Source organism: Anabaena sp. UHCC 0399, assembly GCF_034931465.1.
In the GTDB taxonomy this organism is placed as follows: Bacteria; Cyanobacteriota; Cyanobacteriia; order Cyanobacteriales; family Nostocaceae; genus Trichormus; species Trichormus minutissimus.
Map to the genome: position 1 here is coordinate 1 of NZ_JAYGGZ010000032.1, position 24447 is coordinate 24447.

Below are 24447 nucleotides of genomic sequence, written 5' to 3' on the forward strand. Positions count from 1 at the left end.
GAGGCTTACTCCCCTTCCCTTGTAGGGAAGGGGTTGGGGGTTAGGTCTGTCAAACCGCTATACCTTTTCCCTAAATTATCCCCAACTCACTGAGGCGTTCAATGGTTTGCTGCTGGGTTTGGATAAAATGCTTGCGTTCTACAGGTTGGTTTAGCATAGTGTTGGCTGGGTAAAATTTTGACTGGCTATAAGTTTGGGCATATAGTTCAAATCGCTGACGGGAAAGTAAATTATTTAACCCTGGACGGTGGCGATCGCGTCTTAATGCAGCTAAATCTATCTCTGCAAAGGCTGCCATACTTTCCCCTGCACCTGTCTCGGCTAATACTATGCCGCGATGGTCAATGATTTTTGAGCCACCATCTACTGAACCGATGGGTATAGGACTATTCGCAAGTCCGGCGGTGTTAGCTGAGACTACATAAGCCATATTCTCAACAGCGCGGGTAATTTTGGCTGCGTCTTTGGGGGTGAAGTTTTTACTATAAACTTCGGAGGTGGAATGTAAGAAAATTTCTGCCCCACGCATGGCTAAACATCTTGCTACTTCTGGATATAAAATTTCTTCTGAAGCCAAAGCTGCTAAGTTACCGATCGCAGTTTTCGCTACCGGGAAAACTCCCTCTAAGCCGTAGCAGTCAAGGTATTTATCCCAGACATCATGGGGTGTAGGCGCAAACATAGAATTTAGCCGCCGATAACGCAGTACAACTGCACCACTTGGATCAATGACAAAGCAGGTTTGAAAGTATAAATCCGGAAAGTTGGAGTCGAGTTCGTAGGCGTTTCCAGCTAAAAATATATTGTATTTTTGAGCAATTTTACCGAGTGCTTCATACTCAGAGCCGTTAATTTCTATACAGGCTTTGTTTGCCCATGCTTCCACAGACTCCCCCATCGGGAAACCAGTCAGGAAATATTCGGGTAAGACAATTAACCGACAATCAGAGCCAATAAATGCAATACTGGCGGCGATTTGCTTTGCTAGGCGGGTGATAGTTTTTTGTATTAGTAATCTAACTTCTTGGCGATCGCTTGCTTGATTGACTGCGTGGCAAGTCACTTGCAATGCTAAAGCCCGAAATGAGTCTAGGGATTGAGTTTGATCTGTCATGCTGGTTGTGAGTGGGGGGTAGAGACACGATGAATGGTATGATTTTAAACTTATTATTTCCTACCTCCGGTCGGTCGTAGACCATCGCACCAGTTTATTGGCTAATTCTTTACCTAACATCTTGCTTGTGTCAGAATTTCTCAAAATTTTAGAGACATTGCATCGGAATGTCTCTAAAAATTAGACGTTGAGGCTTAAATCAGTTTGACGCAAGGAAACCCAACATTATCAAGACCTTGTTAGGCTAATCTGCGCCTAAAGATGACCTCAGAATTCTTGTTTAACCTGTAAAAAGTTAGTTGGTTTAGGAAAAATTAAATAACGAAAAAATATGTTATCTGACTGTATTTTCCCTCTCTCGCCTCATTTATCATCTAAGTTCCTAGCTTTTGTATGATTTTGATTAGAAGATTTAATTGGTACAGCAATTAGTATTATGACTAGTTTTAACAGAGTGATACTACTTTTTATATAGACGTAACTAACCTAGAGAAAGAAGTTGGCTGCATGGAGAATTATCTAACTTTATTGAAGAGTGAATAGGGAATTTTTTTAATGTTGGAAATCAAGCACATTCTTCATCAATGGCAGCGTAAAATTGTCTTAGTGATGTTAACAGGGTTAATCTGGCTGATTAGCTTGCCGACTAATTCTGTTGAGGCGACTGGTTATTATTCAGTCAAAGACCACAAGGCAGAACTAGTCAGACCTTATTACGCTACTAGAGAACGCCACATAGCAGGCACAGAAATTACAAGGCCTTACTACACCACCAAAGATAGAACACGGATCACAACTACAGGTGATAATTACATCGAAAGTGGGAAAAGAGGCACAGAAGTTATGCCTAAAGAAATAGGTACAGGTAAGCGACAAAAAAATTCAATCAAAAGAACTTTTAGAACTAACGATTATGAGCGTAGTGAAATTGAAAAATAACTTATTCGTAATAAAGCTTAGGGGATATTTTCAGTAAGTAAATGGAAGCGAGGAGTTAAAGACTAGAGAAGAAAGATGTCCTTCCTTTCTCGGTGTGATTGATTAGCCTATGTTTTTCCTCCCCCTAGTACAGCACGGCGTAAATAAGCAGACCATTTCAAAACAGCAAAAGCCTTGGTATATTAAACTTTGGACTTTTGACTTCCGCCTTGCCGCACTAGCCCCTATTTTTAAGGCAGATTCTGGGATATCCTAAAGAAAGAGAAAGATTTGCCAAATAGAGTAATAATGAAGCTGGCAGCAAGAGTAAGTCAGGTAACACCTTCACTAACCTTAGCGATCGCCGCGAAAGCTAAGGCGATGAAGGCAGAAGGTATAGACGTTTGTAGTTTTAGTGCTGGCGAACCGGATTTTGATACCCCAGCGCATATCAAAGCAGCCGCAGTAAAGGCTCTGGAGTCAGGCAAAACCAAGTATGGCGCAGCCGCCGGTGAACCAAAGTTACGGGAAGCGATCGCGCACAAACTGCAATCTGATAATGGTCTAGATTACAAAGCGGAGAATGTCATTGTCACCAATGGCGGTAAACATTCTCTGTACAACTTGATGGTGGCACTGATTGACCCCGGTGATGAGGTAATTATTCCCGCCCCCTACTGGCTTAGTTACCCGGAAATGGTAACGTTGGTAGGTGGGAAACCAGTAATTATCAACACAGATGCGTCCACGGGCTATAAAATTACACCAGAGCAACTGCGAACAGCTATTACCCCCAAAACCAAGCTATTTATCCTCAATTCCCCATCTAACCCTACAGGGATGGTGTACACACCAGAGGAAATCAAAGCCTTAGCACAGGTAGTAGTTGATGCAGATATCTTTGTCGTATCTGATGAGATTTACGAAAAAATTCTCTACGATGGTGCAGAACATATCAGCATCGGTTCGCTAGGAAAGGAAATTTTTCAGCGCACCTTAATTAGTAATGGGTTCGCCAAAGCTTATTCTATGACTGGTTGGCGACTGGGTTATTTAGCCGGGCCTGTGGAAATTATTAAAGCCGCCAGTACCATCCAAGGGCATAGTACATCGAATGTATGTACCTTTGCTCAATATGGTGCGATCGCCGCTTTAGAAAGTTCCCAAGACTGCGTGGAAGAGATGCGTCAAGCTTTCGCTCAACGGCGACAGGTAATGTTAGATCGACTCAACGCCATCCCTGGTTTGAGTTGTGCCAAACCAGACGGCGCATTTTATCTGTTCCCCGACATCAGTAAAACAGGTCTAAAATCTTTAGAATTTTGTGATGCGTTGTTAGAAGCACATCAAGTAGCAGTCATTCCCGGAATTGCCTTTGGTGCTGATCAAAACATTCGCCTTTCCTATGCTACAGATTTGGCAACAATCGAGAAAGGCATGGATAGGTTAGAAAAGTTTGTGTGCAGCCGTATTTAGGGGTTTAGGGGAGAATAATTAATTAATTAATTAATTAGTTATTCGTTATTCTCCCCACTCATTACTCATTACTCAGCACTCAACACCGTAAATTTACCAATATCCCTCAAAAAATTAATGTAGCTTTGAATAAACTGATTGATAGTCCTATGTGTTAGGGGTAAGCTAATAACAATAAAATTAAAAACCTCAAGAGTCTTGAGAAACTGCATGACCGCTAATACTTTACTTAGTAATCTCTTCCATAAAGATACTGTTAAGTTAAACTCTCAAGAGATAAATCTGCCACTTTTACAGGATAAATTTTATAGTTTCTTCATAGAAAATGTAAATACCTGTTCACCAGAAGATGTTTTACAAGAATTTAAAGTGTTATTTATTGATTGCCTCAAGTCAGGCAACTTCCATAATGTGCCAGCAATTCAGAAAATTGTATCGTTTAATAACGAGCAGGAGTTTCGTCATACACTCAAACGCTGCTGCTACATTTTAATTAATAATTGGGCAGCTAAAAGAAAACATAAATATATTCAAGAACTGATTAATTTATTTGCAGAATTACCTAATTTTAGAGCCATAAATACTTTTAAAGAGTTAAATTTATATAGACAATGGCTAGAGAATTTTATTAATAGCCAAGATTATCAAGAACTGAAAATATTTAATAATTATAAAAATGATCATAATAGCAAAGGTCACTGGAGCGATCGCTATGCTGCTTATTTATTAGTTGTTCAATCATTAGATACAGATAAACCCAAAGAACAGCAAGAGGCAGCAATCAAACTTTACAGACAGATGAAAGACAAGTATAAGTTTGATTTAGCTATGTATATAGCTCGTTCACAGTCGGTTGCATCAAGTAGCACACGTTATAATAACCCCAGTATTTTAGGTGACAACGTTCTGCATTTAATTAAAAGAATCGTAGTCAAAAAAGGTAAATTCAGCCATGAAAACCTTGCCAATATATTTCTCAAGCAAACTGAAAATCAAAGCTTGAAAGAATTTAAGACTAGTTTGCAGAAATATTTATTTTTCTCAGTTGGTAATCAAGCAGTTGTATCCTTATTGCAGCAATCTTTCAAAGAAAAGTTTTTATTGTGGAAACCACAATTAGATAAGGAAATAATTAACAGAAATTTATTACTGAGAGTTTGCAACAAACTGATTGATTATCTGACCATAGAAAATAGACATGAACCTTCAGAATTATTCATTTTATTAGTTTCCCAAGGACATCCTTTAACTTTAGTCATTATCCTCCTGAAGATTATTTTTATTTCTAAAAATTCTCGGAGTCATTTAGAAACGCGCATTGCCGATTTAATTAGTTACTATCAGCATCAATCAGAAGATGAATGTCAATGGGTCATTCATTTTATAGAATTTTTTAATATTACTTTTGCTATTTATGCAGAAAATGTAGATTATAACTTGCTAAAAATGCAAAAGGATGAATCAGTTGACGATTCACAGGGCAATTTGGATATTTACCGTGTCTTTTCACAGGTGAAAGAACATCAAAAATATTAAGGGTTTTTGAGGAATATAGAAGCCCGGTTTCTCCAATAAACCGGGCTTCTATATGTCATACCAATTTCAAATCAGGATACTCAGCAAACAAATCATCAGAGGAGAGAGTATCGCCTTCAGCTTGGGGAGTCCACAGTATTTCCAACGCTAAGAGTTTATCCGCCGGAATGCTACCAATTTGTCGTAAAACTTGACGCAAATCATCAGCACTGTTAACTGCTGGTAGTTCAAACTTACCTAGTGTCGCCGTCAACAAGGTAACAATAATGTATTCCCCAGGGCCTTCAGTAATTAAACGAGTGGGGTTGTCAAGTTCACCAGATGAGGGTAAAGCTTCTTTAGCAAGGGCTGCTTTTAACTGGTTGTTGACATTAGAGAGAGTTTCTTCACTAAATTTGCTGCGTTCTGCTAGTGCTAGCCGGTTAAATTGACTTTCAGCCGCATTTAACTTGGCTTGTTGTGTACCAGCCCCTGCATATACCCAATATTCAGGATGGCGTAGCAAGGCTAGGCTAGTTTCTTGCAACACTTCTGCACGTCCCTCTGGGGAATTGGTATCAGCAGTTTCAGCGATGCGGTTAAGTTCTGGTTGCAAGTCTCGCGCTTGGGCTAATAAACCAACTTGCAAGCGATTTACGCTGATAGAAGGGTTGCTGTCGTAGCCGACTTCTTCTCCTTCACCACCGGAGACACGACGGAAACTTTGGACTAGGAAATTAGCGATCGCCAAGAAAATTAAGATAGTAAATAAACCGCCAAATCCTCCGCCAATACCCCAAAACGGAATCAAGAAAGGAAAGCCAAAACCACCACCCCCAGGATAGTACCCGCCACCGCCTGGAGGCGCGTAGGTGCGTGGGTTATAAGTACGGCTAGAAGGCATTCTAAAAGAACCACCACCAATTCTGCCACCACTACGGGCAGCTAATGCACCATCAGCATGGCTTAACGCTAAAACCATTACCAAGCCTAGGGTAAAGACAGTTTTTAACAGTGGTTTGATAGCTTGTTGTAGTTTTTTAGACATAATCACAGTTGCTTGAAAAACGCTATTGCTTAATTATTTTTTCTCTACTCAGAGCGTTGAGGTGTGTATCTGATACCAACTCATAATCAGCAGTGAGTGTTTGATTGGTAGTAAGGCTACATATCCAATCTACCGCGTCTTATCTGAGAGAATCAGCAAACCGTAGGGGGATTTCTGTAGTGGATAACCGTACCTCAGAATTTATTCCCTTTGAAGGAACTTTGGGATTAATTAATGATTAGTATGTCTGGGTAGATTATTCTGGTGCGTCAGATGTCGAAAATCTGTTAATTTTTACCAGCAATTATGCAAAAACTCTCTCTAACTCTTATTTCTCTGTGTTCTCTGTGTTCTCTGCGTCTCTGTGGTTTGTTATTCCGTAATTTGTGCGTAAGTCCTATTTACAATGGAATTTTAAGCATGAATTATTTAACACTGGGTAGATTATGCTGATGAGAGCCTATAAACCTGTTTCCAACTGCTAAAAAACCTTATCATCGCCCATTATCTTGGATCATAGCTCTGCAAAATGGTTAATTGATAGCGTTTTTAAGATGATAATTATAATTTCCTCAATCAAGAGATAATTTCTGCAATAGTTATCTCTTTTTCACTTTCCAGACACCAAGAAACTTGGCGAATTACCGTAATTATTTATGACCATTGTTTCTGGTGAACAGTCAAATTTATAACAATAAAAACAAAGCATATAATTAACCAACACTTCACATAAACAACAATAAATTTTCTATGTTTCATATTCTAAAATATAGATATAACCTTTGTAATGCTCTCAACTTATTGTCCTAGTAGTCCATCAAGTTGAAAGTGATGGATCAGCAAATTCGTAGTCTTCGCGTAGCGTCTCATAGAGACGACTAAAGTCCTGACTGTTCTAAGCAATAAAATGCTGACTACAAACTCTCAAAACTAACTTGACAAAACACTAGGTATTAGAGAGTACCAAACAAGCCTACCGATATCTCAGTCACAGCCAGTTTGATGAAGGATTGTAAAAATTTTTGACAAAATTGTGTAAATACCTAGCTTTTCGGGTCTACCTGTTGGCTAAAACTAAAAAAGAGGAGAAAATTTAGATACTAGCGTCAGTAAATCCTTCAGTACGATCATCCACAGAAATGCTTGCTTGTGTAATTACGTAATGGAGGTAGTACAAAAAGGCAAAAGTAAAAAGAAAAACATAAAAAGGACGAATGCTTATTTCATAAGCAGTTGGACTATTTACGATCGTGAATTTACTTAAGTTAGTATGTAGTATTACGGACAAACGTAGTGATTTTCCCAATGAGTTTAAATTTTGACTACTGGGTTCTGTAGGTGCAGGTTTGCCTAGGTCGGTGCAAGCCTAGCCGCAGTCTATTCTGAATTCTTCAATTACTTCGCCTTAGTTGCAGTTTGAATACTTTCAACTTATTTGCAGTCAATCAATCAAAATCAACATGGAACACGTCTCGCAACTGGCAACAAAAATCAGAGAAAAAACTGCATCCCCGGATATTTTAGTAATATCGCGGCTTTTTTTGCCGAAGGAAGCAGTAATTGGAGAATATCTTTACAATCGCTGTCTACAAGATCCAGAGCAGGTGATTGTTTTGACTGCTAGTTGTGCAGGTGATCAAGTATTTGACCAAGCGCAACAGTTTCCTGTATATCGCTGGCCTAATCCTAGATACTGGCTGGGTGGTTTTCTTGGCAGCTATTTGCAACCTTGCTTTAATTTAATCTGCTCATTTGTATTAGCTATCAAACTCTATTTTCGCTATCACTACCGCTATATTGAATGGGGACATGGCTATGAGTTTCCAGCGTTGTTGCTGTTGAGCTATATTTTACCTGTGCATTTTTTTATTTACTTGCACGGTCAGGATTTGGTGCGTGTTTTACGTAATCCCTTGTGGCGATCGCTATTTAAACTCACTCTGAAACGAGCCGAAGGCATTGTGTGTAATAGCTCATCAACACAAAATTATCTCAGAAACACCCTCCGCGTGCAAACACCCACCCATGTAATTCATCCTGTAGTTAGGCCAGAAAAATTTGGCTTGGGAAATAACTCTAGAAATTTAGATGAGTTACGTTCACAGGTGCGTCAAACTTACAATATTCCCCCAACAGCAGTAGTCATTCTCTCAGTAGGAAGCTTAGTAAAACAAAAAAGCTACGACCATGTAATTGAGAATCTACCACTACTTTTAACAATTGGTGTGGATGTTCACTATATCATCTGTGGGCAAGGTGCTTGTGAATCGTCACTGAAATCTCTAGCGCAAAGATTGCGGGTAGACAAGCGAGTACACTTTACCGGATATGTACCCCATCAAGAACTAGCAGGCTATTATGCAGCCTGTGACATCTTCGCCATGCTGACATTATCCAAGAAACCAACTAGCGCGTTAGAAGGTTTTGGGATTGTCTATCTAGAAGCGAGTTATTTTGGTAAGCCTGTAATTGCTTCCCGTCATGCTGCTTTAATTGATGTAGTGCATCACGAAGAAAACGGTCTATTGGTTAATCCTAAATCGGGTTACGAAGTATTTCAAGCCTTCAAGCAATTGTGTCAAGACCAACAACTGCGCGACAGGCTTGGCCGCCAAGGTAAAGAATTAGCCAAGCGCAGAACTCTGCATCGTTCATTATATTTGGGGAGTGGGGAGTAAACTTCCGCCGTCGGCTGAAATCCTGATTGCTAAAAATATTAAAGCCTCTCTCCTTGCAGAGGCTACGCCAACATTTCGCTGTCGCTACATACTCCTACGGAGTAGGCTTATGCCTGCGTAGCAAAGTAAGCTACAACATGACAGTTGAGAATTTTGTCAAGGTTCTGAAATGTATGCGGGTAGCACTTGTGTGTACACCGTAGCATAGAGAAGGGAAGGGGTATTATGAATTACGAATATCGCGTTCTAAATCATCGATTACTTTTTGCATATACCATTCTTCTGTCATCCCTGGATAATAATCTTTCTTCTGTTCAATTAATCTTTGTGCAAGTTCCCAATATCCTCCAACGAGGCGTAAAAGTCGCTGACGTAATATGTTAAATTTTTGCTGTTTAGCTTCAGGAATAGATTTTTGAATTTGTTTGAGGCTATCTAAAACTTGTTGATGATTTTCCCAGTCTTCTTGTTCACAAAAAATACTTATTGCTTTTTGATAGTCTTCTATAGCATTTTGCATTTCTTCTAAAAAAGTATAGGTAATGCCGCGATTGTAGTAAGCTTGGGCATCATTGGGGTTAATTTGCAAGGCGTGGGCGTAGTCAGCAATCGCACCGAGATAATTACCCATTGCTCGATAGGTGTTACCTCTGGCAACATAGGCTAAGGCATCTTGGGGTTGTAGTTGGATAGCTTGATTAAAATCCGCGATCGCACCTTGATGATCTCTCAATAAAGAACGGGCTTTACCCCGGTTACGATAGACGATCGCATCTTGAAAGTTTAATTGTAAGGCTTGGTTAAAATCTGCGATCGCTTCTCGATAATTCCCCATTTTGCAACGCACCACCCCCCGACAGCAATAAGCCTGTGCATCCTGGGAATCAGCCTGTAATATCCAATTTAAATCAGCAATGGCTTGGCGGGTGTCGCCCTTTTCGGCTTTTGCGAGTAGCTGTGTAAAATAGTCGTTAACAGATGGAATCGGCGCACTTTTAGTAATTAATGGCTGTGTAACCGATTTTTGCGCGGGTTGTAGCTGTTTAATTCTTTCTAAGCACAGACGACAATTTTCTGTGTCTTTTTGCAGTAAATATAAATCTGCGGCTTTTTTAAAACTAGCGATCGCATCTTGAATATACCCTTGTTTGCGCCGCACTATACCCCGTAAGTCATGCGCCGCAGCATAATTAATATTCAGACGAATCACCTTGTCTACATCTTCTAACGCCCCTGGTAAATTTTTCAGTGCTAGTCTTGCTAAAGCCCGACAGCGGTATGCTTCCACACTCTCAGCATTTATCTTAAGTGCTTCAGTGTAATCTGAAACAGCCTGAAGAATTGCGCCTGAGTCATAATATGCTAAACCCCGTTTTAAGTAAGCTTCGACATAATAAGGAGTTAGTTGTATTGCACGGCTAAAGTCCTCAATTGCGCCAGCATAGTCTTTTTGTTTCGCTTTCTCTAGTCCCTGATTGTAAAAGTCGTTATTCATCACTGTTGTTTACCCAACTCAGCTAGTTATTAGCCCTATATCTTAAATATTCACCATGATTTGCAATTATTCCTAATCACGAAGAAAATTAAACTATGAAAATTAGAACTATCACTACAGGTATATCACTTGATTCTCCACAGGAAACAGACAAGCTAAAAATAGCTGCTAATTTTAACCAACAAGCAAAGGTAATTTTTACACAACAAGGTTACGAAGTCCAAACCACAAGAATTGCTACTAACCCCTGGGAAGAATATCTCTCAGGGTTATCTAAAGTTGAAATTATCAATGAGATTAAAAATTTAGAAGAATTTTGTCAAAGTTTAAATATCAGTTTTTTTAATATTGGTTATGCTAGCACCCCTGAAACTATAGATATAATTCCTCAAATCAATAAACATACATCAATAATTTACTGTTCAAGTAAAATAGGTGTGAACTTTGAAAACGCTAGAGAATCAGCCCAAGCTATTAAACGCATCTCCCAAGAGAGTGAAAATGGCTACGGTAATTTTCGCTTCTGTGCTGGAGCTAACTGTCAGCCTGATATCCCATTTTTCCCGACATCTTACCATGTAGGTGAAATGTCTTTTGCGATTGGGTTAGAGTTGGCTGATTTGGTAATGCAAGCATTTTCGGAAGCTGATGATATTCAAGATGCGGAAAATAAGCTGCAAATAATTTTAGAGCAAGAAGTTAAGCAAGTGGCGGCGATCGCAGAAAAAATATCTGCTCAATTTGAGATAAAATTTCATGGTATAGACACCTCTCTTGCACCATCTCTAGATAAACAAAGTAGTATTGCTTTCGCCTATGAAGAATTACTAGATGGCAAATTTGGCAATCCTGGAACTTTAGCAATTTCTGGAATGTTAACGCGGGTTTTAAAAAAAATACCAATCAAAACCTGCGGTTATTCTGGCTTAATGCTACCAGTTTGTGAAGATATTGGTTTAGCAACTAGAGCCAATGAGCAAACCTATGATATTACAAGTTTATTATTATATTCAGCAGTTTGTGGCTGTGGATTAGATACTGTACCGATTCCTGGGGATGTTTCCATAGAACAGATTGCAGCCATATTAATTGATATGACAACTTTAGCATTTAAACTCAACAAGCCACTATCCGCCAGATTATTTCCTATCCCCAATAAAAAAGCAGGGGAAATGACTAATTTCAATTCCCCCTATCTTGTAGATTGTCAAATATTTGCAGTCAATTGATATTATTCATAAATTGTAGGTTGGGAAGCCACCGCCTTGGACGGGTCTCCCGGCTTGGGGCGAGTGGCGTTTGACGTAAGGAAACCCAACATTGCTAAAGTATTTGTTAGGTGTTGGGTTGCGCTGTGCTTAACCTAACCTACATACTATTGCTTCCTTCAATCAGTCAATAAGCTGGGAGAAGTTAATACAAACACATCTCTAATGCCTTGAGATTCAGTTTGGGGTTTAATTGGCGTGGTAAAGTGGAAAAAATCATGATCGTTGACTAATAATAATTCTCCTGGATAGAGAATTTTACTCAATACAGGCTTTTCTTTCTTAGCCGTATATAAATGTGTCTCTCCACCTTGAATATTTTCTCGCTTCACAGAGAAAATCCCAATAAAATCAGTACCATCTTGATGGATACCTTCAGGTGCAGGATTGCCAAAACTATCAGGCGTGCAAGTCGTTCTAATTTGATGCACCCCAATTTCTGCTTCTGGATGTAGTTTACAAGAATCACGAAATGCTAGCACTAGCTTTTGAAAACTATCAAGTTCTATCATGGCATCTTCTATGTCAGCAAACTCTCTTTTAATGTCGCCAACTAAGGGATTATATTCTTTACTTTGAAAAAGATAACCATGAGGTAATTTATGTAATTTCCCCCCGGATAAAGTAACCCGTGACAGTCTTCTTAAACGGTAGTTGCCTTTAATATAAGGATCTAAGGGTAAATTATTAAAGAATGGTTGGAAATCTTCTGTGTTAATAGAATTTACCTTTCTCAAGGTAAATAGAAAAGCGTATTCTAATGCTGTAATTTCTCCTACTTGTTGCATAGGATGTTTCTCCTTGCATTTTATTTATCTCCCGATTTTTTTCTGGGAGGGTTATAACACCGAGTATATGCTACTTTTTATTAAATTGTGGTCAATCGTAGTACCAAAGTTGTCATCTCATGATATGTGCTGTTCGTATTGAGGACTAACGTCCTCAAAAATATAAGGACTGTAGTCCTGACTATGAACCTGGAAATCTGGGAAAATGTTTTTGTCACTGCATTTACTTTTTCCATGACTGATTGGCTTTACTGTTATCCGCCTCTGTATCCTGGTGTTTTGCTAAAACGCTACAAACGCTTTTTTGCTGATGTGCAGTTAGCTACTGGGGAAGTAGTTACAGCACACTGTCCCAATACTGGCCCGATGACTGGAGTATCAACCGTTGGTAGTGTGGTACAACTTTCTAAAAGCGATAATCCTAAGCGAAAATTGGCTTACACTCTAGAACTAATTCAGGTACACGATAATCAGCCGACTTGGGTAGGTATAAATACAGTTTTGCCCAATCGGATAGTGAAGTTAGCTTTAGCAAAGTACCTGTTCCCAGAATTGGGTAACTATAGCCAAATTAAAGGCGAGGTAGTTTATGGACATGATAAGAAAAGCCGGGTAGATTTCTTGTTGACAGGGACTGACGCAGAACGCCCGATTTATTTAGAAGTGAAAAACACAACTTGGTGTGAAGGGACTTTAGCACTATTCCCGGACACCGAAACTACCAGGGGACAAAAGCATTTACGAGAACTAACTGCACTCCTTCCCCAAACCCGTGCAGTTATGTTGTACTTGATTAATCGGGGTGATTGTACAGAGTTTGCCCCTGGTGATAATGCTGATCCTGTTTATGGTAAGTTATTACGGGATGCGATCGCACTTGGTTTAGAGGTTTTACCTTGCCGCTTTGATATTTCCCCCGAAGGTATTCGTTATCTAGGTTTGGCAAAGCTCAGAGTTTAAACTTAAGTATTTTTTTAGACATGACAAATCTGCAATAGCATACTAGTATAAGTAGGATTTTTGAATTTATGGATTCAGTTATGGATACTTTCTCAGTTGCAGCTAATGCTATTGCTACTCTAGTTTTTTCGGAAGCAGTCAAAGAAATCGGTAAAAATATCGGTAAAACTATTTCTGGCTTTGTCGGATTTTCAGTGAGTTTCATCAGTGATAAGTTTAAACAAGGTATGCAGGCAATTTTTCACTGGGCTTAAAATTATCGTCTCTACAACAAATCTATCTTTAATGGAGCAAGAGGACTCCCGGCACAGTGTTAGCTTGCCGGAGAGATGAATTGCGACCAATATAAAACCGACCGCAGGAAGACAGTTTACATAGGTTGACAGCGTGTGTAGAAAACAGTAAGATACATAAACATTCAAGTGGTCGTTCGCGGTAGCGTTGCGTAGCAAGAGAATGCTTACACTTACTTACGAATACAAGCTCAAACCAACAAAACAACAGATTGAGGATATTGAAAACATCTTAACTGTGTGTCGTAAAGTTTGGAATTATGCTTTACGAGAAAGAAAGGATTGGGTTAATTCGCGTAAGTGTAAGGTGAATGCTTGCTCTCTTGAATGCGAATACATTATCAAAGCTGATGAACCTTTTCCTAATTATCATGTCCAAGCTAAGAGATTAACTGAAGCGAAGAAAAATAATCCCGAATTGAAAAGTGTAAATGCTCAAGTCTTACAACAAGTTCTGAGAACTTTAGATAGGGCATGGGATGATATGAAAGCTAGAAATTTCGGCTTTCCTAGATTCAAAAAACACTTTAGGATGAAAAGTTTTGTCTTCCCCCAGCTAAAAGGAGAAGTCCTTAAAGCCAATCAACTTAAATTGCCTCAAATCGGATGGGTTAATTTTCATCAATCTAGACCAATACCCGTCGGCTTTGTTGTTAAACAAGCTAGGGTAGTGAGAAGGGCATCGGGATATTTTGTTATGCTGTCTTTACAGGCAGACGTTGATGTACCTGATATTTCCTTTCATGGTCATCCTATCGGGATTGATATTGGTTTAGAAAGTTTTTTAGCTACTTCTGAAGGCACACTAATTGCTAGACCTAAATTTTTTAAATCTCTCCAACGTCAGCTGGAATTGCTACAAAGAAGATTGAGAAATAAAAGGCTAGGTTCTAATAACCGCAAGAAGTTGAACGTAAAGATAGCTAGATTACATCAAAAGATTTCTGATACAAGAAAGGACTTTCACTTTAAAACAGCACACAAGATTTGCGACCAGGGTGATTCAATATTTGTAGAAGATATTGATTTTAGGACATGGGCTAAAGGAATGCTTGGTAAACATACACTTGATGCTGGTTTTGGACAGTTCTTTACAATATTGAGTTACGTATCATGGAAAAGAGGTAAGTATTTTGGCAAAGTCAACAAGGACAGAACTAGTCAAACTTGTCCTTGTTGTAATGCACATACAGGTAAGAAAACATTAGATGTAAGAATACATTCTTGTCCTGAATGTGGATATACAACAAATCGAGATGTTGCTGCTTCGCAGGTAATTAGAAATCGTGGTGTAAATGCCGTAGGGCAGACGGTATTAGAAAATGCTTGTTGACTCGTACTGTCGGGGGCTAGTAGTAATACTAGTCTAGGTAAGTGGGGATGAAACAAGAATCTCCCTTCACAGGCATTCGCGGAGCGTTCCGTAGGAAAGCCTTGAAGGTGAGAGTGTCAATCGGGAATTAATCCTTGTCGCACTACTAGTAATCTTTAGCCGTCAATGATAGTTATCATCATGGGTGTATCGGGTTCTGGTAAAACCACCATTGGTAAACTGTTGGCGGAGTCTTTGGGATGGGAATTTCAAGACGCGGATGATTTTCACTCGTCAGCAAATATTGAGAAAATGCGCCTGGGTATTCCCCTTGATGATGCTGATAGAATACCGTGGTTGCAAGATATACGAAATGCGATCGCGCAATGGTTGCAAGAAAATAGAAATGTAGTTTTAGCTTGTTCCGCACTCAAAGCCAGTTATCGACAATTTTTAGTAGGGGATAGCAGTGACATCAAGATAGTCTACCTCAAAGGAGCAGACAAAATTATCCAAAAACGGCTGCAAGAACGCCAAAGTCACTTTATGAGCGAAAAACTCCTCAACAGCCAATTTAACACCATTGAAGAGCCTAATAACGCTATATATATAGATATTTCACAACCCCCAGAAGAGATTGTGAATTTTCTCAAGACTACTTTTGGTTGATTTTGGGAGTTGGGAATTGGGAAGAAGTTATTACCCATTACCAACCCTTAGCAAATTAATATCTGATGAAGTGTAGCACATCACGCAATACACTATAACCTGCTAAATCCCACAGTAAATAAGCTAGAAAACCAATCATTGCTAAACGACCATTCCAGAGTTCGGCTTGGGGATTAAAGCCGAAGATAAAGGCGTTGCGGTCTATGCCATTGTAAGCATTAGCAACTGGTGGTAAATCTGTAGAAGGACGAGTTTCCATTGTTTTCTCCTAAATATTCAGAACTGTTTTTTCAAAGCTTTGTTTTAGTTAGGATTTACCCACTCACAACGAAAATCAAAGCTTTGCGATTGCTTGTTTACGGTCGCAATGACGAAAATACGTAATGATTGCGTAAGTCTGGTTAGTAACCAATGAGGTGCAATACATCCCGCAGGACGCTATAACCTGCTAAATCCCAAAGCAAGTAAGCGAGAAAGCCAATCATCGCCAAACGACCGTTCCAAATTTCCGCTTGGGGATTCCAACCAAATAAAAACGCATTGCGATCGCGTCCGTTATATTCGGTAGCAATTGTTGGCAGATTACTAGTGGAAGAACGAGTTTCCATTTTTTGCTCCTAACAATTTGTTACTTAACTTAACTTTAGCTATTTATCAGTGAATTGCTTTCTGTCGGTAGATACAATCTCTAAGCACTTCTTGCGGACGATTAATGGAAACATTTTTATATTGTCAAATCCATCTTGAGGAGGTGACGATCATCTTATTTGTAAATAAACGTAAATTTGCATTAAAGTCTCATGGATTATGAGGATATTTCTTAAAAGAAATAAGGCACAAACAATTATTAAAAAATAAATGTATTATTCTGTGTTCTATAAGGATTTTTTGCTCCCATTTTTATAAATCTCTTTAAAATAATGCGGTTAAAAATACAAACTTCTATCTCCCGTAAGATATGATTTCAATCTTTGGGAAGATGATTTTAACTATCAAAATTAAGGATTCTATATATTAACAATAAAATTGTAGGGAATGCCATAAATACATACATCAAATACACTTGCTACTCACAAACTGACTAACTTAGTGCTGAGTCCTAAGTAATGAGTGAGCGGACTTTTGCTTATTTTTGCTTAAATCCGCCCTTACCCACTTAGCACCCAGCACTTAGCAATTATTATTAGCGCAAGGAAATACAATGTTTCACAGTACAGATATTATACTCGCACTCTACAAGCCTCTATTGTGGGTAGCACAAATCCCCGTTACTCCACCAGGGGTCTCACCAGCACAATTATCACTGCTGACTGCTGGGCCGCGCTTTTTTGTTGCTCTCCTGTCTGGAGTGATTTTAGCTTTTGCTTTCCAATTAGTATTAACCAATCTTTCCGTAGCCGCAGGGATTTCCTATTTGGGTCGTCCATCTGATTCAGGTACGGATGCAGGCGGCAGTTTTGGCGGGACAATTCGCAAAATTGGCACGGCGGTCGGACTGTGGACATTAATCTCTGTCACTATTGCCTTATTAATCGCCTCTTTTCTCGCAGTAAAGTTGAGCCTGTTGGTTCTAGATCCGGGATTGGGAGCAATTCTAGGTTTAGTGATTTGGGGTGCATACTTTTTATTATTGGTGTGGGTGAGTTCTACTACTGTAGGTTCATTAATTGGTTCGGTAGTTCACACCGCCACCTCTGGTTTTCAGGCGATTATGGGAACAGCTACCGCAGCCCTCGGTGCAAAAGCCGTCAATCAGCAAGTAGTATCCACAGCTGAAGCCGCCGCCTCTGCGGTACGGCGGGAATTAGGCAGTGCGATCGACCCGATCAGTATCCGAGAAAACATAGAAGATTATATTGAAAAGCTGCGTCCACCAGAATTAGACGTATCTCATATTCGCCGGGAATTTGAAAGTTTACTTCAAGACCCACAGCTGAGAGAAATTGCTGGTAGCCCTGATTTGCGTCAGATTGACCGCCAAAAGTTTGTTGAGTTAGTCAGCAGCCGTACAGACCTGTCGAAGCGAGATATCAACCGCATCGCTGATAATCTATACAAGGTTTGGCAACAAGTTGTAGGTCAACAAAAACCTGTACAAGACAACCTGGGTGAGTTGGTTAACTATCTCAAAACGATGCCACCTGGACAAACCAAAACCGATGAACTCAATGCCAAACTAGATCGGTTGATTGCAGAAATGCGTCCAGCGAAGGAAGCTGATCAAAAAACAGCCCCAGGGCCGATTCAGAGTACAATCCAGCAAGCAATATCTGCTTTAACTGGCGTAGCTTTGGGACGGGCAGATTTATCAGATTTAGATGTGGAAAAAATCTGGCACGCCTTGACTACAGCCAAAGAAAAAGCTACAACACAAGCTGATAAATTAGGACTGCCTACACCTTCCCAACCTTACAGCCCGATTCGCGCTGATGTAGAAAACTATCTGCACAACACCTATGCTTGGCAATTGAGTGAGGATAGAATTGCCCAAGAATTTCGTGATGTGATCTACGATCCAGCCGCCGATCCTAGTACAGTGCGGCGAGAACTAGAACGACTTTCCCGCAAGGATTTTGTGAATATTCTCCAAGACCGGGGATTACTGACTCAAACTCAAATTCAGCACATAGCCGATCGCCTGGAAGCGGTGCGTCAGGAAGTGCTAGTAATAGTCACTGCTGAAGCTGAAAGAGAGATATCCCAAGACTTGCAACGCCGTGTTAACAGTTATTTGTTAGTAACGGCTAAGGCTGATTTGACCCCAGAAGGGATTGAAAAAGATTTCAAACCTTTAGTAACAGACCACGAAGCAGATTATGAAACCCTATCGCGGCGACTGGCTATAGTTGAGCGTCAACAGATGCGAGATATATTGCTAGAACGCAATGATATGCAGTCCTACGAAGTTGATGCCATTTTAGATCAATTAGAAAGACAACGCGATCGCAGTTTGGTAGAATCCAAAAACTTGGCAGAACAAGCCAAATATCAAGCTGAAACCCTCTGGCTAAATGTCGAGGCATATCTGCGTAACACCGACAAAGCCGAATTAAACCCCGATGCCATCCGGGCTGACCTGAAAACCTTGCTAGCAGACCCCCAAGCCGGAATGACGGCAATTGGGGCGCGGTTATCTCGCTTTGACCGTGATACCCTAGTACAATTATTGAGTCAAAGGCAAGACATCAACGAAGACCAAGCTAATCAAATCATCAATACTGTTGAGGAATCTTGGCACAGTGTCCGCCATGCACCGCAAGCTATAGCAGACAAAGCCAAAGAACAATATGATTCTGTAACTACAACTATTGCCGATTACTTACGCAGAACTGGCAAGGAAGAACTTAACCCAGAAGGGATTCAACGGGATTTAAATAGATTGTTTGAAAATCCTAGTGAGGGAGTTGTTGCACTGCGGCAGAGGTTGTCACACTTGGACAGAGATACCTTGGTAAAATTGCTCAGTCAACGCCAAGACTTGAGTGAAGCCCAAGTCAACGAAGTGATTGACTCTGTGCAAACTTCCATTCGTAACATTGTCCGTGCGCCCCGTCGCCTAGCTACCCGCACCCAACAAAGAGTGCAGAACTTCCAAGCTTATTTAGAAGCATATCTGCGACATACTGGCAAGGAAGAATTGAACCCAGAAGGCATCAAGCGCGATGTGCAGTTACTACTGCATGATCCCGGCGTAGGGATGGAAAGTTTGGGCGATCGCCTGTCACATTTTGACCGGGGTACAATTATTGCTCTGCTAAAAATTCGCGAAGATATCAGCGATGAAGAAGCTGCCCGCATAGCAGATAATATCGTCTCAGTCCGCGATCAATTTGTCGAACAGGTGCGGGGAATCCAACGGCGCATTCAAGATGTGATTGATGGAATTTTTGAAAGGATTCGTCACTATCTCAACTCCTTAGAGCGTCCCGAACTCAATTACGATGGTGTTAAACACGATGTTCGCACATTATTAGAAGACCCCCAGGCAGGATTTGACGCATTGCGCGATCGCCTCTCATCCTTCAACCGCGATACCCTCGTAGCCATCATGAGTTCTCGTGAGGATATTTCCGAAGCCGATGCTAACCGGATTGTTGACCAAGTTGAACGCGCACGTAATACAGTCTTACAACGTGCCGAACGCCTACAACATGAAGCCGAACGCCGCTTAGAAGAAGTCAAACATCAAGCCCAAAGACAAGCAGAAGAAACCCGCAAAGCAGCCGCTTCAGCCGCTTGGTGGTTATTTGCTACAGCAGTAGTATCCGCCGTTTTCGCAGCCTTTGGAGGCGTGATCGCTGTTGTCTTAGTGTAGTTGAACAAATTTGTCTCCGCTTAATTTTCAGCCTCCTAAATATGGGAGGCTTTTTTATAGGAACTGTAAAAAATCAACAATTCATGCCGCAAAGAGATAATATCCACAGTATGAGTTAATGTATTGCCTGACATTGTTAATGTATTGCCTGACATTGTTAATGTATTGCCTGACATTGTTAATGTATCGCCTGACATTGTTAATGTATCGCTTGACATTGCCAATGTATCGCCTGATATTGCTAATGTATCGACTAACTATCTTGTGTGTAGACTGTAGCTAGGTCAAGCAATGGATACCAACACGGTTTATCGAAACATTGTAAAACAAGTCATTCAGAAATACGCTAGTTTTCGTCCGTCTCATGGTGAAATTAGACTAGACACAGTATTTGATGATACCCAAAATCGTTATGCACTCATGCAGGTAGGCTGGGAAAGGGGACGACGAGTTAGAGGAAATTTGATTTATGTCACTATTCAAGATGGGAAAGTTTGGGTGGAATATGATGGCATGGAAACTGGTATTACTCAAGACTTAATTAATAGAGGAATTCCAGAGACGGATATAATTTTGGCTTTCTTACCTCAATCACAGGCTGTAAAGACTGGATATTGAGACAAGGAAGACAAGAAAAAAACTTAGTGACTAATGACTAATCAAACTAGCGATCGCCTCAATCAAAGCATCTGGATCTACTGGTTTTGATACGTGCATTTGAAACCCAGCGTCGATTGCTTGCTGCTGATTGATTTCCCCAGCGTAAGCAGTCAGTGCGATCGCCGGGATATTTCCCCCCCGTTGTGGTGGCTGCTGTCTTAATTGCCGTATCAACATATAACCGTCTACCTCTGGCATTCCAATATCACTAATTAAAATATCTGGTAACGACTCAGATAGTATATCTAATGCTTCTTGTGCTGATGTCACGGCAGTAACTTCGACACCGTAATCTTCCAGAATAAAACTTACTAAGTCTCTGATGTCTGGTTCATCGTCTACTACCAAAACCCTTCTACCTGAAAGCATAGGTGATGGATGGCTAGTGGATAAAGGTTGATCGTCTTCGTAACTCATTGGTTCAGGTTTGTGTATCAGTGGTAAATTGACGCGAAAGGTAGCACCCATACCTTCACCAAGGCTGAGGGCTGCAACAGTGCCACCATGTAATTCTACGACCTGACGCACGATCGCGAGTCCTAAACCCAAGCCACCAAATTTTCTGGTAGTTGTACTGTCGGCTTGACGAAAGTAATCAAACACATAGGGCAAAAAATCTGGTGCAATGCCCTTACCTGTATCACTGACTTGAATTTGTACTTGGTGATTAACTTCTTTGAGGTGAATATCTACTCTACCCCCAGGGGGTGTAAACTTGACTGCATTAGAGAGTAAATTCCATGCTACCTGTTGTAGTCGATTGGGATCACCCATGACTTGACTTAAATTAGGATCAAGAAAAGTCTGAATGTTAATAGATTTAGCATCTGCCGCCAGTCGTACTGTTTCCACCGCCGCTTCCACTACCATAACTATACTTACAGGACAGACATTTAATGTCAGTTTGCCTCGAAGGATGCGGGAAACATCTAATAAATCTTCAATTAATTGCGTTTGCAGTTTAGCGTTACGTTCAATGGTTTCTAAGGCTCGTTCAGTAGTAGCTTGATCAAACTTGCGGGAACGTAACAATTTTGACCAACCTAAGATGGGGTTGAGTGGGGTTCTTAGTTCATGGGAGAGAACCGCCAAAAATTCATCTTTAATGCGATTGGCAATCTCTGCTTCTTCGCGTGCTAATCTTTCTTGAGATAGTAAGCGATCGCGCTCTTGTTCTACTTGCTTGCGTTCGTTAATATCCAGAACAAAAGCCACGCCCATGTTTTGCGAGTCGTTGAGTAAAGCTATGCCTAATACCACTGCTACCCGTTTACCGTTGTGGTGGATATATTCCTTTTCGTAAAGTTGGGAAACACCATTGGCTTTGACTTCAGCGATCGCGCGATCGTCCAAAGGTCTATACTCTGGAGGAGTAAGTTCTCGCCAATCGATTTTACCTAAAGCAGCAAACTCTTCACGGGTGTAACCAGCTAGTTTTAAGTAAGCATCATTAGCATCAGTAATCAAGCCATCTACAGTCCAAAACGCCACCCCAATCAAATTGGATTCAAACAACCGCCTAAATCTAGCTTCGCTATCTCGTAAAGATTTTTCAGCGCATTTGTGTTCTGTAATGTTACGAGAGACTGTGATTACACCCTCAATATTTTTGTCAACATTACGTAGTGGTGTCAGTATGTATTCATAGTATTGTGTACCATTTACTGTCACATATTCACACTCATCTTTGATCGGTGTGCCGGTTGCCATGACAGTTTGATATTGATACTCTACTGTTTCGATTAAATCTTTTGGTAAATCAAGTTCTTGCACAGTCTTACCAACCATATCTTCTGGATGAAGACCCAAAGTCGCAGCACCCCCATGACTGACATATTGATATTGACCTGTGCTATTGAAGATAAAAATGTGATCTACTGAGGTAGCGAGAATAGCATCTAAGATATTAGCCTGTTCTTGAACTTGGTTCACCAGATGCTGTGTATTTGCTTCTATCTGTTTGCTTTCGGTAATATCCATACACGTCCCAATCATCCTTATCGGCTGTCCCTGTTGGTCAAAGAAAAATTTTCCCTGAGCAGCAATCCAATGTATTGTGTGATCTGGCCAAACTACGCGAAATTGATCACTGTAATGCGGTTTACTAGCTTGGTTTTGGGAAATTTTCTCTATGACTTTTTGTCTATCTTCAGGATGCACACAGGATAAAAACGCATCATATGTACCAGCAAAACTTCCTGGAATTAAACCAAATAAAAGTGCATGATTTTCCGACCAGATGACTTTTTCAATCAGGATATGCCAATCCCAAAACCCCATATTAGCAGCATCTAAAGCCATCCTCAGCCGTTCTTCACTCTCCCCTAAAGCCGTTTTTACCTGTCGTCTATCGCTAATTTCTTGTTGTAGTTGCTGGCAAGGAAGTTGACACTCAACTAATTGCACAGGCGGCTGACACCCGGCTGCGTTCAGTTGTTGCTCAAGCAATGCTTGGCTGCGCTGATACTGTTTTTCTAATTGTTCTAACTCAGCAACCCGTCCTCGTAAAGATATTAATTCCTGAGTTAGTTCACAGTTAGCCGGGTCAACATTTGGGATTGACATTGGGAAAATAATTCTAAATTAATAATGCGACATCAATTATGATGCACCGCATAAATCAGATTGAGTATGAATTTTTTAACTAAACAAATCAATCCCTCATCAGATATATAGAAATTTATCTCAAAGGTTGTATATTTATACCTGTCATCTATCTAGGGTTAGATATTTAGTCGAAGTAATGTAGGCCTGACTTTGCCCACCCGACATTAGATAATACCTTTTATGGGAGCGATCGCAGTCAGACAATGTTGGATGTACTTTGATCACCTATAAACTTAACTCTGACTATTGCTGGAGATAGAGGGAATGTATTCTACTGTACAGATAAATTTATATATAGACTAGTCCACAATTAAATGTCTTTGATCATTGCCTCCGAAAGCGTCTAACTTGGAGGTAATTTTTTTGTCAAGGGAGAATTTGAATTTTTGTTAAAAAAGCCCCCCGGTCGTTAGCCGAGGGATTCTGCAAGTCGGTATTGTCGCATAAAGACATTCGCGAATATCACCATACCAACCTCAAAAATGCCATATGTGCCAAAATGCCAAATGAGTGTAGCGGTAGCGGGGCGTGAATTACTGGTCATTGATTAATTACACTGTAAGCTTTAGCTTTAAGTAAAGTCATTAATTGATCTAGCTGTTCATAGATATCTAATTCATTCAAGATATTCACATAACTATAGTTTAATGTTGACGTTGAAATGCAGCACTGGTGTGATTAAACCTGTATTTCTACGTATAAATTTGGTTTGTATAGATGGGAACTCTAAATTAGAAAACCATACTGGAGATCAAAGTTTATGCCCAGGAGTCCTGTTAGTGCAACGCTGAGTGCAACAGATAAGGATGCCTTGTTGCAAACGATCGCTACAATCAAAGAAAAGCTACCATTTTTAGTTGATTTGAATAATGAAGAGCGGAAAGCCTTACCCAAGATGGGAGATAAGAGCCGAGCCTTTGTCAGCAAAGCATTAGAGGTGGCGACACAGAACCCAGAGTTTTTACCACGTTCTTTTGACTTGGAAGAAATGCGAAAGGATGTGCAATTATTTGAAGCGTTGTATCCTTTATTGCTGGCGTTGACACAGTTGCAAGAATTGCTTGATGATACATCTTTGGCGGTGGGTAGTGAAGCTTATGCAGCCGCGTTGCAGGTATATAACTATGCTAAAGCCAGTGGACAAACGGGAGGATTAGACGCTGTAGTTGAGGAAATGGGACAAAGGTTTGCGCGTAAATCTCGGAAAGCCAAGCCTCAAGCAGCAGTGTTGTAGAAAATAACTCGACAGTTGCACTTTTTAAGAGGAAGTGTGAACTTCAGAACTCGGATGTTGAAGTAAATTGCTCGGCGTTCCGAGTTCTGAGCTTGAT

The 24447-nt window shown here is 40.4% G+C and carries 20 protein-coding genes; 12 read left to right on the top strand and 8 right to left on the bottom strand.

Features of this window, described 5'->3' with window-relative positions; translation table 11 throughout:
- Window positions 1-70: 70 nt before the first annotated feature.
- On the bottom strand, window positions 71-1114 hold the full coding sequence (locus VB693_RS17340) for a nitrilase-related carbon-nitrogen hydrolase (protein ID WP_323267339.1): 1044 nt from the start codon (window positions 1112-1114) through the stop codon (window positions 71-73).
- A 555-nt stretch (window positions 1115-1669) separates the two neighbouring features.
- Here VB693_RS17340 and VB693_RS17345 point away from each other — a divergent pair.
- The 3 genes from VB693_RS17345 to VB693_RS17355 all read left to right on the top strand — a co-directional run bounded on the left by VB693_RS17345 (window position 1670) and on the right by VB693_RS17355 (window position 5044).
- Entirely contained in the window at window positions 1670-2053 is a 384-nt protein-coding gene (locus tag VB693_RS17345) for a hypothetical protein (RefSeq protein ID WP_323267340.1), read from the top strand.
- A gap of 288 nt (window positions 2054-2341) precedes the next feature.
- Window positions 2342-3508 carry a pyridoxal phosphate-dependent aminotransferase gene (locus tag VB693_RS17350; protein WP_323267341.1) on the top strand — a complete coding sequence of 389 codons (1167 nt, stop codon included), beginning with the start codon at window positions 2342-2344 and terminating at the stop codon, window positions 3506-3508.
- 210 nt (window positions 3509-3718) lie between these two features.
- Complete coding sequence (locus VB693_RS17355) at window positions 3719-5044, top strand: hypothetical protein (RefSeq protein WP_323267342.1); 1326 nt, start codon at window positions 3719-3721, stop codon at window positions 5042-5044.
- Window positions 5045-5099: 55 nt separating this feature from the next.
- Here VB693_RS17355 and VB693_RS17360 read toward each other — a convergent pair whose 3' ends face one another.
- A complete protein-coding gene (locus tag VB693_RS17360; RefSeq protein WP_323267343.1) occupies window positions 5100-6071 on the bottom strand; it encodes a DUF1517 domain-containing protein in 972 nt (323 codons plus the stop codon).
- Window positions 6072-7531: 1460 nt separating this feature from the next.
- On the opposite strand from VB693_RS17360, the gene VB693_RS17365 reads away from it, so the two are divergent.
- Window positions 7532-8749, top strand: coding sequence for a glycosyltransferase family 4 protein (locus VB693_RS17365; RefSeq protein ID WP_323267344.1), 1218 nt, complete (start codon window positions 7532-7534; stop codon window positions 8747-8749).
- Window positions 8750-8972: 223 nt separating this feature from the next.
- Here the strand turns inward: VB693_RS17365 and VB693_RS17370 are convergent, their stop codons facing one another.
- A complete protein-coding gene (locus VB693_RS17370) occupies window positions 8973-10244 on the bottom strand; it encodes a tetratricopeptide repeat protein (protein ID WP_323267345.1) in 1272 nt (423 codons plus the stop codon).
- Between the two features lie 95 nt (window positions 10245-10339).
- Between VB693_RS17370 and VB693_RS17375 the strand changes: the two genes are divergently transcribed.
- Entirely contained in the window at window positions 10340-11473 is a 1134-nt protein-coding gene (locus tag VB693_RS17375) for a DUF711 family protein (protein WP_323267346.1), read from the top strand.
- 158 nt (window positions 11474-11631) lie between these two features.
- Here the strand turns inward: VB693_RS17375 and VB693_RS17380 are convergent, their stop codons facing one another.
- Entirely contained in the window at window positions 11632-12300 is a 669-nt protein-coding gene (locus tag VB693_RS17380) for a 2OG-Fe dioxygenase family protein (protein ID WP_323267347.1), read from the bottom strand.
- A gap of 234 nt (window positions 12301-12534) precedes the next feature.
- Between VB693_RS17380 and sfsA the strand changes: the two genes are divergently transcribed.
- The 4 genes from sfsA to VB693_RS17400 all read left to right on the top strand — a co-directional run bounded on the left by sfsA (window position 12535) and on the right by VB693_RS17400 (window position 15534).
- Complete coding sequence (gene sfsA / locus VB693_RS17385; protein WP_323267397.1) at window positions 12535-13260, top strand: DNA/RNA nuclease SfsA; 726 nt, start codon at window positions 12535-12537, stop codon at window positions 13258-13260.
- Window positions 13261-13340: 80 nt separating this feature from the next.
- Window positions 13341-13514 (top strand): hypothetical protein, encoded by a 174-nt coding sequence (locus VB693_RS17390; RefSeq protein WP_323267348.1) that lies wholly within the window; start codon window positions 13341-13343, stop codon window positions 13512-13514.
- A gap of 202 nt (window positions 13515-13716) precedes the next feature.
- On the top strand, window positions 13717-14886 hold the full coding sequence (locus tag VB693_RS17395; protein WP_323267349.1) for a transposase: 1170 nt from the start codon (window positions 13717-13719) through the stop codon (window positions 14884-14886).
- 165 nt (window positions 14887-15051) lie between these two features.
- Window positions 15052-15534, top strand: coding sequence for a gluconokinase (locus VB693_RS17400; RefSeq protein ID WP_323267350.1), 483 nt, complete (start codon window positions 15052-15054; stop codon window positions 15532-15534).
- 55 nt (window positions 15535-15589) lie between these two features.
- On the opposite strand, the gene VB693_RS17405 is transcribed toward VB693_RS17400, so the two are convergent.
- Both VB693_RS17405 and VB693_RS17410 read right to left on the bottom strand, forming a co-directional pair.
- The gene (locus VB693_RS17405) at window positions 15590-15793 is read right to left on the bottom strand and encodes a chlorophyll a/b-binding protein (protein ID WP_237991246.1); all 204 of its coding nucleotides are present in this window, start codon (window positions 15791-15793) and stop codon (window positions 15590-15592) included.
- A gap of 142 nt (window positions 15794-15935) precedes the next feature.
- Entirely contained in the window at window positions 15936-16142 is a 207-nt protein-coding gene (locus VB693_RS17410) for a chlorophyll a/b-binding protein (protein WP_323267351.1), read from the bottom strand.
- A 593-nt stretch (window positions 16143-16735) separates the two neighbouring features.
- Between VB693_RS17410 and VB693_RS17415 the strand changes: the two genes are divergently transcribed.
- Window positions 16736-19849, top strand: coding sequence for an MFS transporter (locus VB693_RS17415; RefSeq protein WP_323267352.1), 3114 nt, complete (start codon window positions 16736-16738; stop codon window positions 19847-19849).
- A 291-nt stretch (window positions 19850-20140) separates the two neighbouring features.
- On the top strand, window positions 20141-20467 hold the full coding sequence (locus tag VB693_RS17420) for a XisI protein (protein ID WP_323267353.1): 327 nt from the start codon (window positions 20141-20143) through the stop codon (window positions 20465-20467).
- Between the two features lie 30 nt (window positions 20468-20497).
- Here VB693_RS17420 and VB693_RS17425 read toward each other — a convergent pair whose 3' ends face one another.
- Together VB693_RS17425 and VB693_RS17430 are read right to left on the bottom strand one after the other, a co-directional pair.
- Window positions 20498-23074, bottom strand: coding sequence for a PAS domain S-box protein (locus tag VB693_RS17425; RefSeq protein ID WP_323267354.1), 2577 nt, complete (start codon window positions 23072-23074; stop codon window positions 20498-20500).
- Between the two features lie 451 nt (window positions 23075-23525).
- Entirely contained in the window at window positions 23526-23660 is a 135-nt protein-coding gene (locus VB693_RS17430) for a hypothetical protein (protein WP_323267355.1), read from the bottom strand.
- A gap of 216 nt (window positions 23661-23876) precedes the next feature.
- Between VB693_RS17430 and VB693_RS17435 the strand changes: the two genes are divergently transcribed.
- A complete protein-coding gene (locus VB693_RS17435) occupies window positions 23877-24350 on the top strand; it encodes a hypothetical protein (RefSeq protein WP_323267356.1) in 474 nt (157 codons plus the stop codon).
- The last annotated feature ends 97 nt before the right edge of the window (window positions 24351-24447 follow it).

Coding starts and splice junctions, on each gene's coding strand:
- VB693_RS17370 (WP_323267345.1), bottom strand. CDS start 10,244: ATGAATAACGACTTTTACAATCAGGGACTAGAGAAAGCGAAACAAAAA.
- VB693_RS17410 (WP_323267351.1), bottom strand. CDS start 16,142: ATGGAAACTCGTTCTTCCACTAGTAATCTGCCAACAATTGCTACCGAA.
- VB693_RS17355 (WP_323267342.1), top strand. CDS start 3,719: ATGACCGCTAATACTTTACTTAGTAATCTCTTCCATAAAGATACTGTT.
- VB693_RS17390 (WP_323267348.1), top strand. CDS start 13,341: ATGGATACTTTCTCAGTTGCAGCTAATGCTATTGCTACTCTAGTTTTT.
- VB693_RS17400 (WP_323267350.1), top strand. CDS start 15,052: ATGATAGTTATCATCATGGGTGTATCGGGTTCTGGTAAAACCACCATT.
- VB693_RS17380 (WP_323267347.1), bottom strand. CDS start 12,300: ATGCAACAAGTAGGAGAAATTACAGCATTAGAATACGCTTTTCTATTT.
- VB693_RS17365 (WP_323267344.1), top strand. CDS start 7,532: ATGGAACACGTCTCGCAACTGGCAACAAAAATCAGAGAAAAAACTGCA.
- VB693_RS17430 (WP_323267355.1), bottom strand. CDS start 23,660: ATGACCAGTAATTCACGCCCCGCTACCGCTACACTCATTTGGCATTTT.
- VB693_RS17395 (WP_323267349.1), top strand. CDS start 13,717: ATGCTTACACTTACTTACGAATACAAGCTCAAACCAACAAAACAACAG.
- sfsA (WP_323267397.1), top strand. CDS start 12,535: ATGACTGATTGGCTTTACTGTTATCCGCCTCTGTATCCTGGTGTTTTG.
- VB693_RS17435 (WP_323267356.1), top strand. CDS start 23,877: ATGCCCAGGAGTCCTGTTAGTGCAACGCTGAGTGCAACAGATAAGGAT.
- VB693_RS17415 (WP_323267352.1), top strand. CDS start 16,736: ATGTTTCACAGTACAGATATTATACTCGCACTCTACAAGCCTCTATTG.
- VB693_RS17375 (WP_323267346.1), top strand. CDS start 10,340: ATGAAAATTAGAACTATCACTACAGGTATATCACTTGATTCTCCACAG.
- VB693_RS17340 (WP_323267339.1), bottom strand. CDS start 1,114: ATGACAGATCAAACTCAATCCCTAGACTCATTTCGGGCTTTAGCATTG.
- VB693_RS17420 (WP_323267353.1), top strand. CDS start 20,141: ATGGATACCAACACGGTTTATCGAAACATTGTAAAACAAGTCATTCAG.
- VB693_RS17405 (WP_237991246.1), bottom strand. CDS start 15,793: ATGGAAACTCGTCCTTCTACAGATTTACCACCAGTTGCTAATGCTTAC.
- VB693_RS17350 (WP_323267341.1), top strand. CDS start 2,342: ATGAAGCTGGCAGCAAGAGTAAGTCAGGTAACACCTTCACTAACCTTA.
- VB693_RS17360 (WP_323267343.1), bottom strand. CDS start 6,071: ATGTCTAAAAAACTACAACAAGCTATCAAACCACTGTTAAAAACTGTC.
- VB693_RS17425 (WP_323267354.1), bottom strand. CDS start 23,074: ATGTCAATCCCAAATGTTGACCCGGCTAACTGTGAACTAACTCAGGAA.
- VB693_RS17345 (WP_323267340.1), top strand. CDS start 1,670: ATGTTGGAAATCAAGCACATTCTTCATCAATGGCAGCGTAAAATTGTC.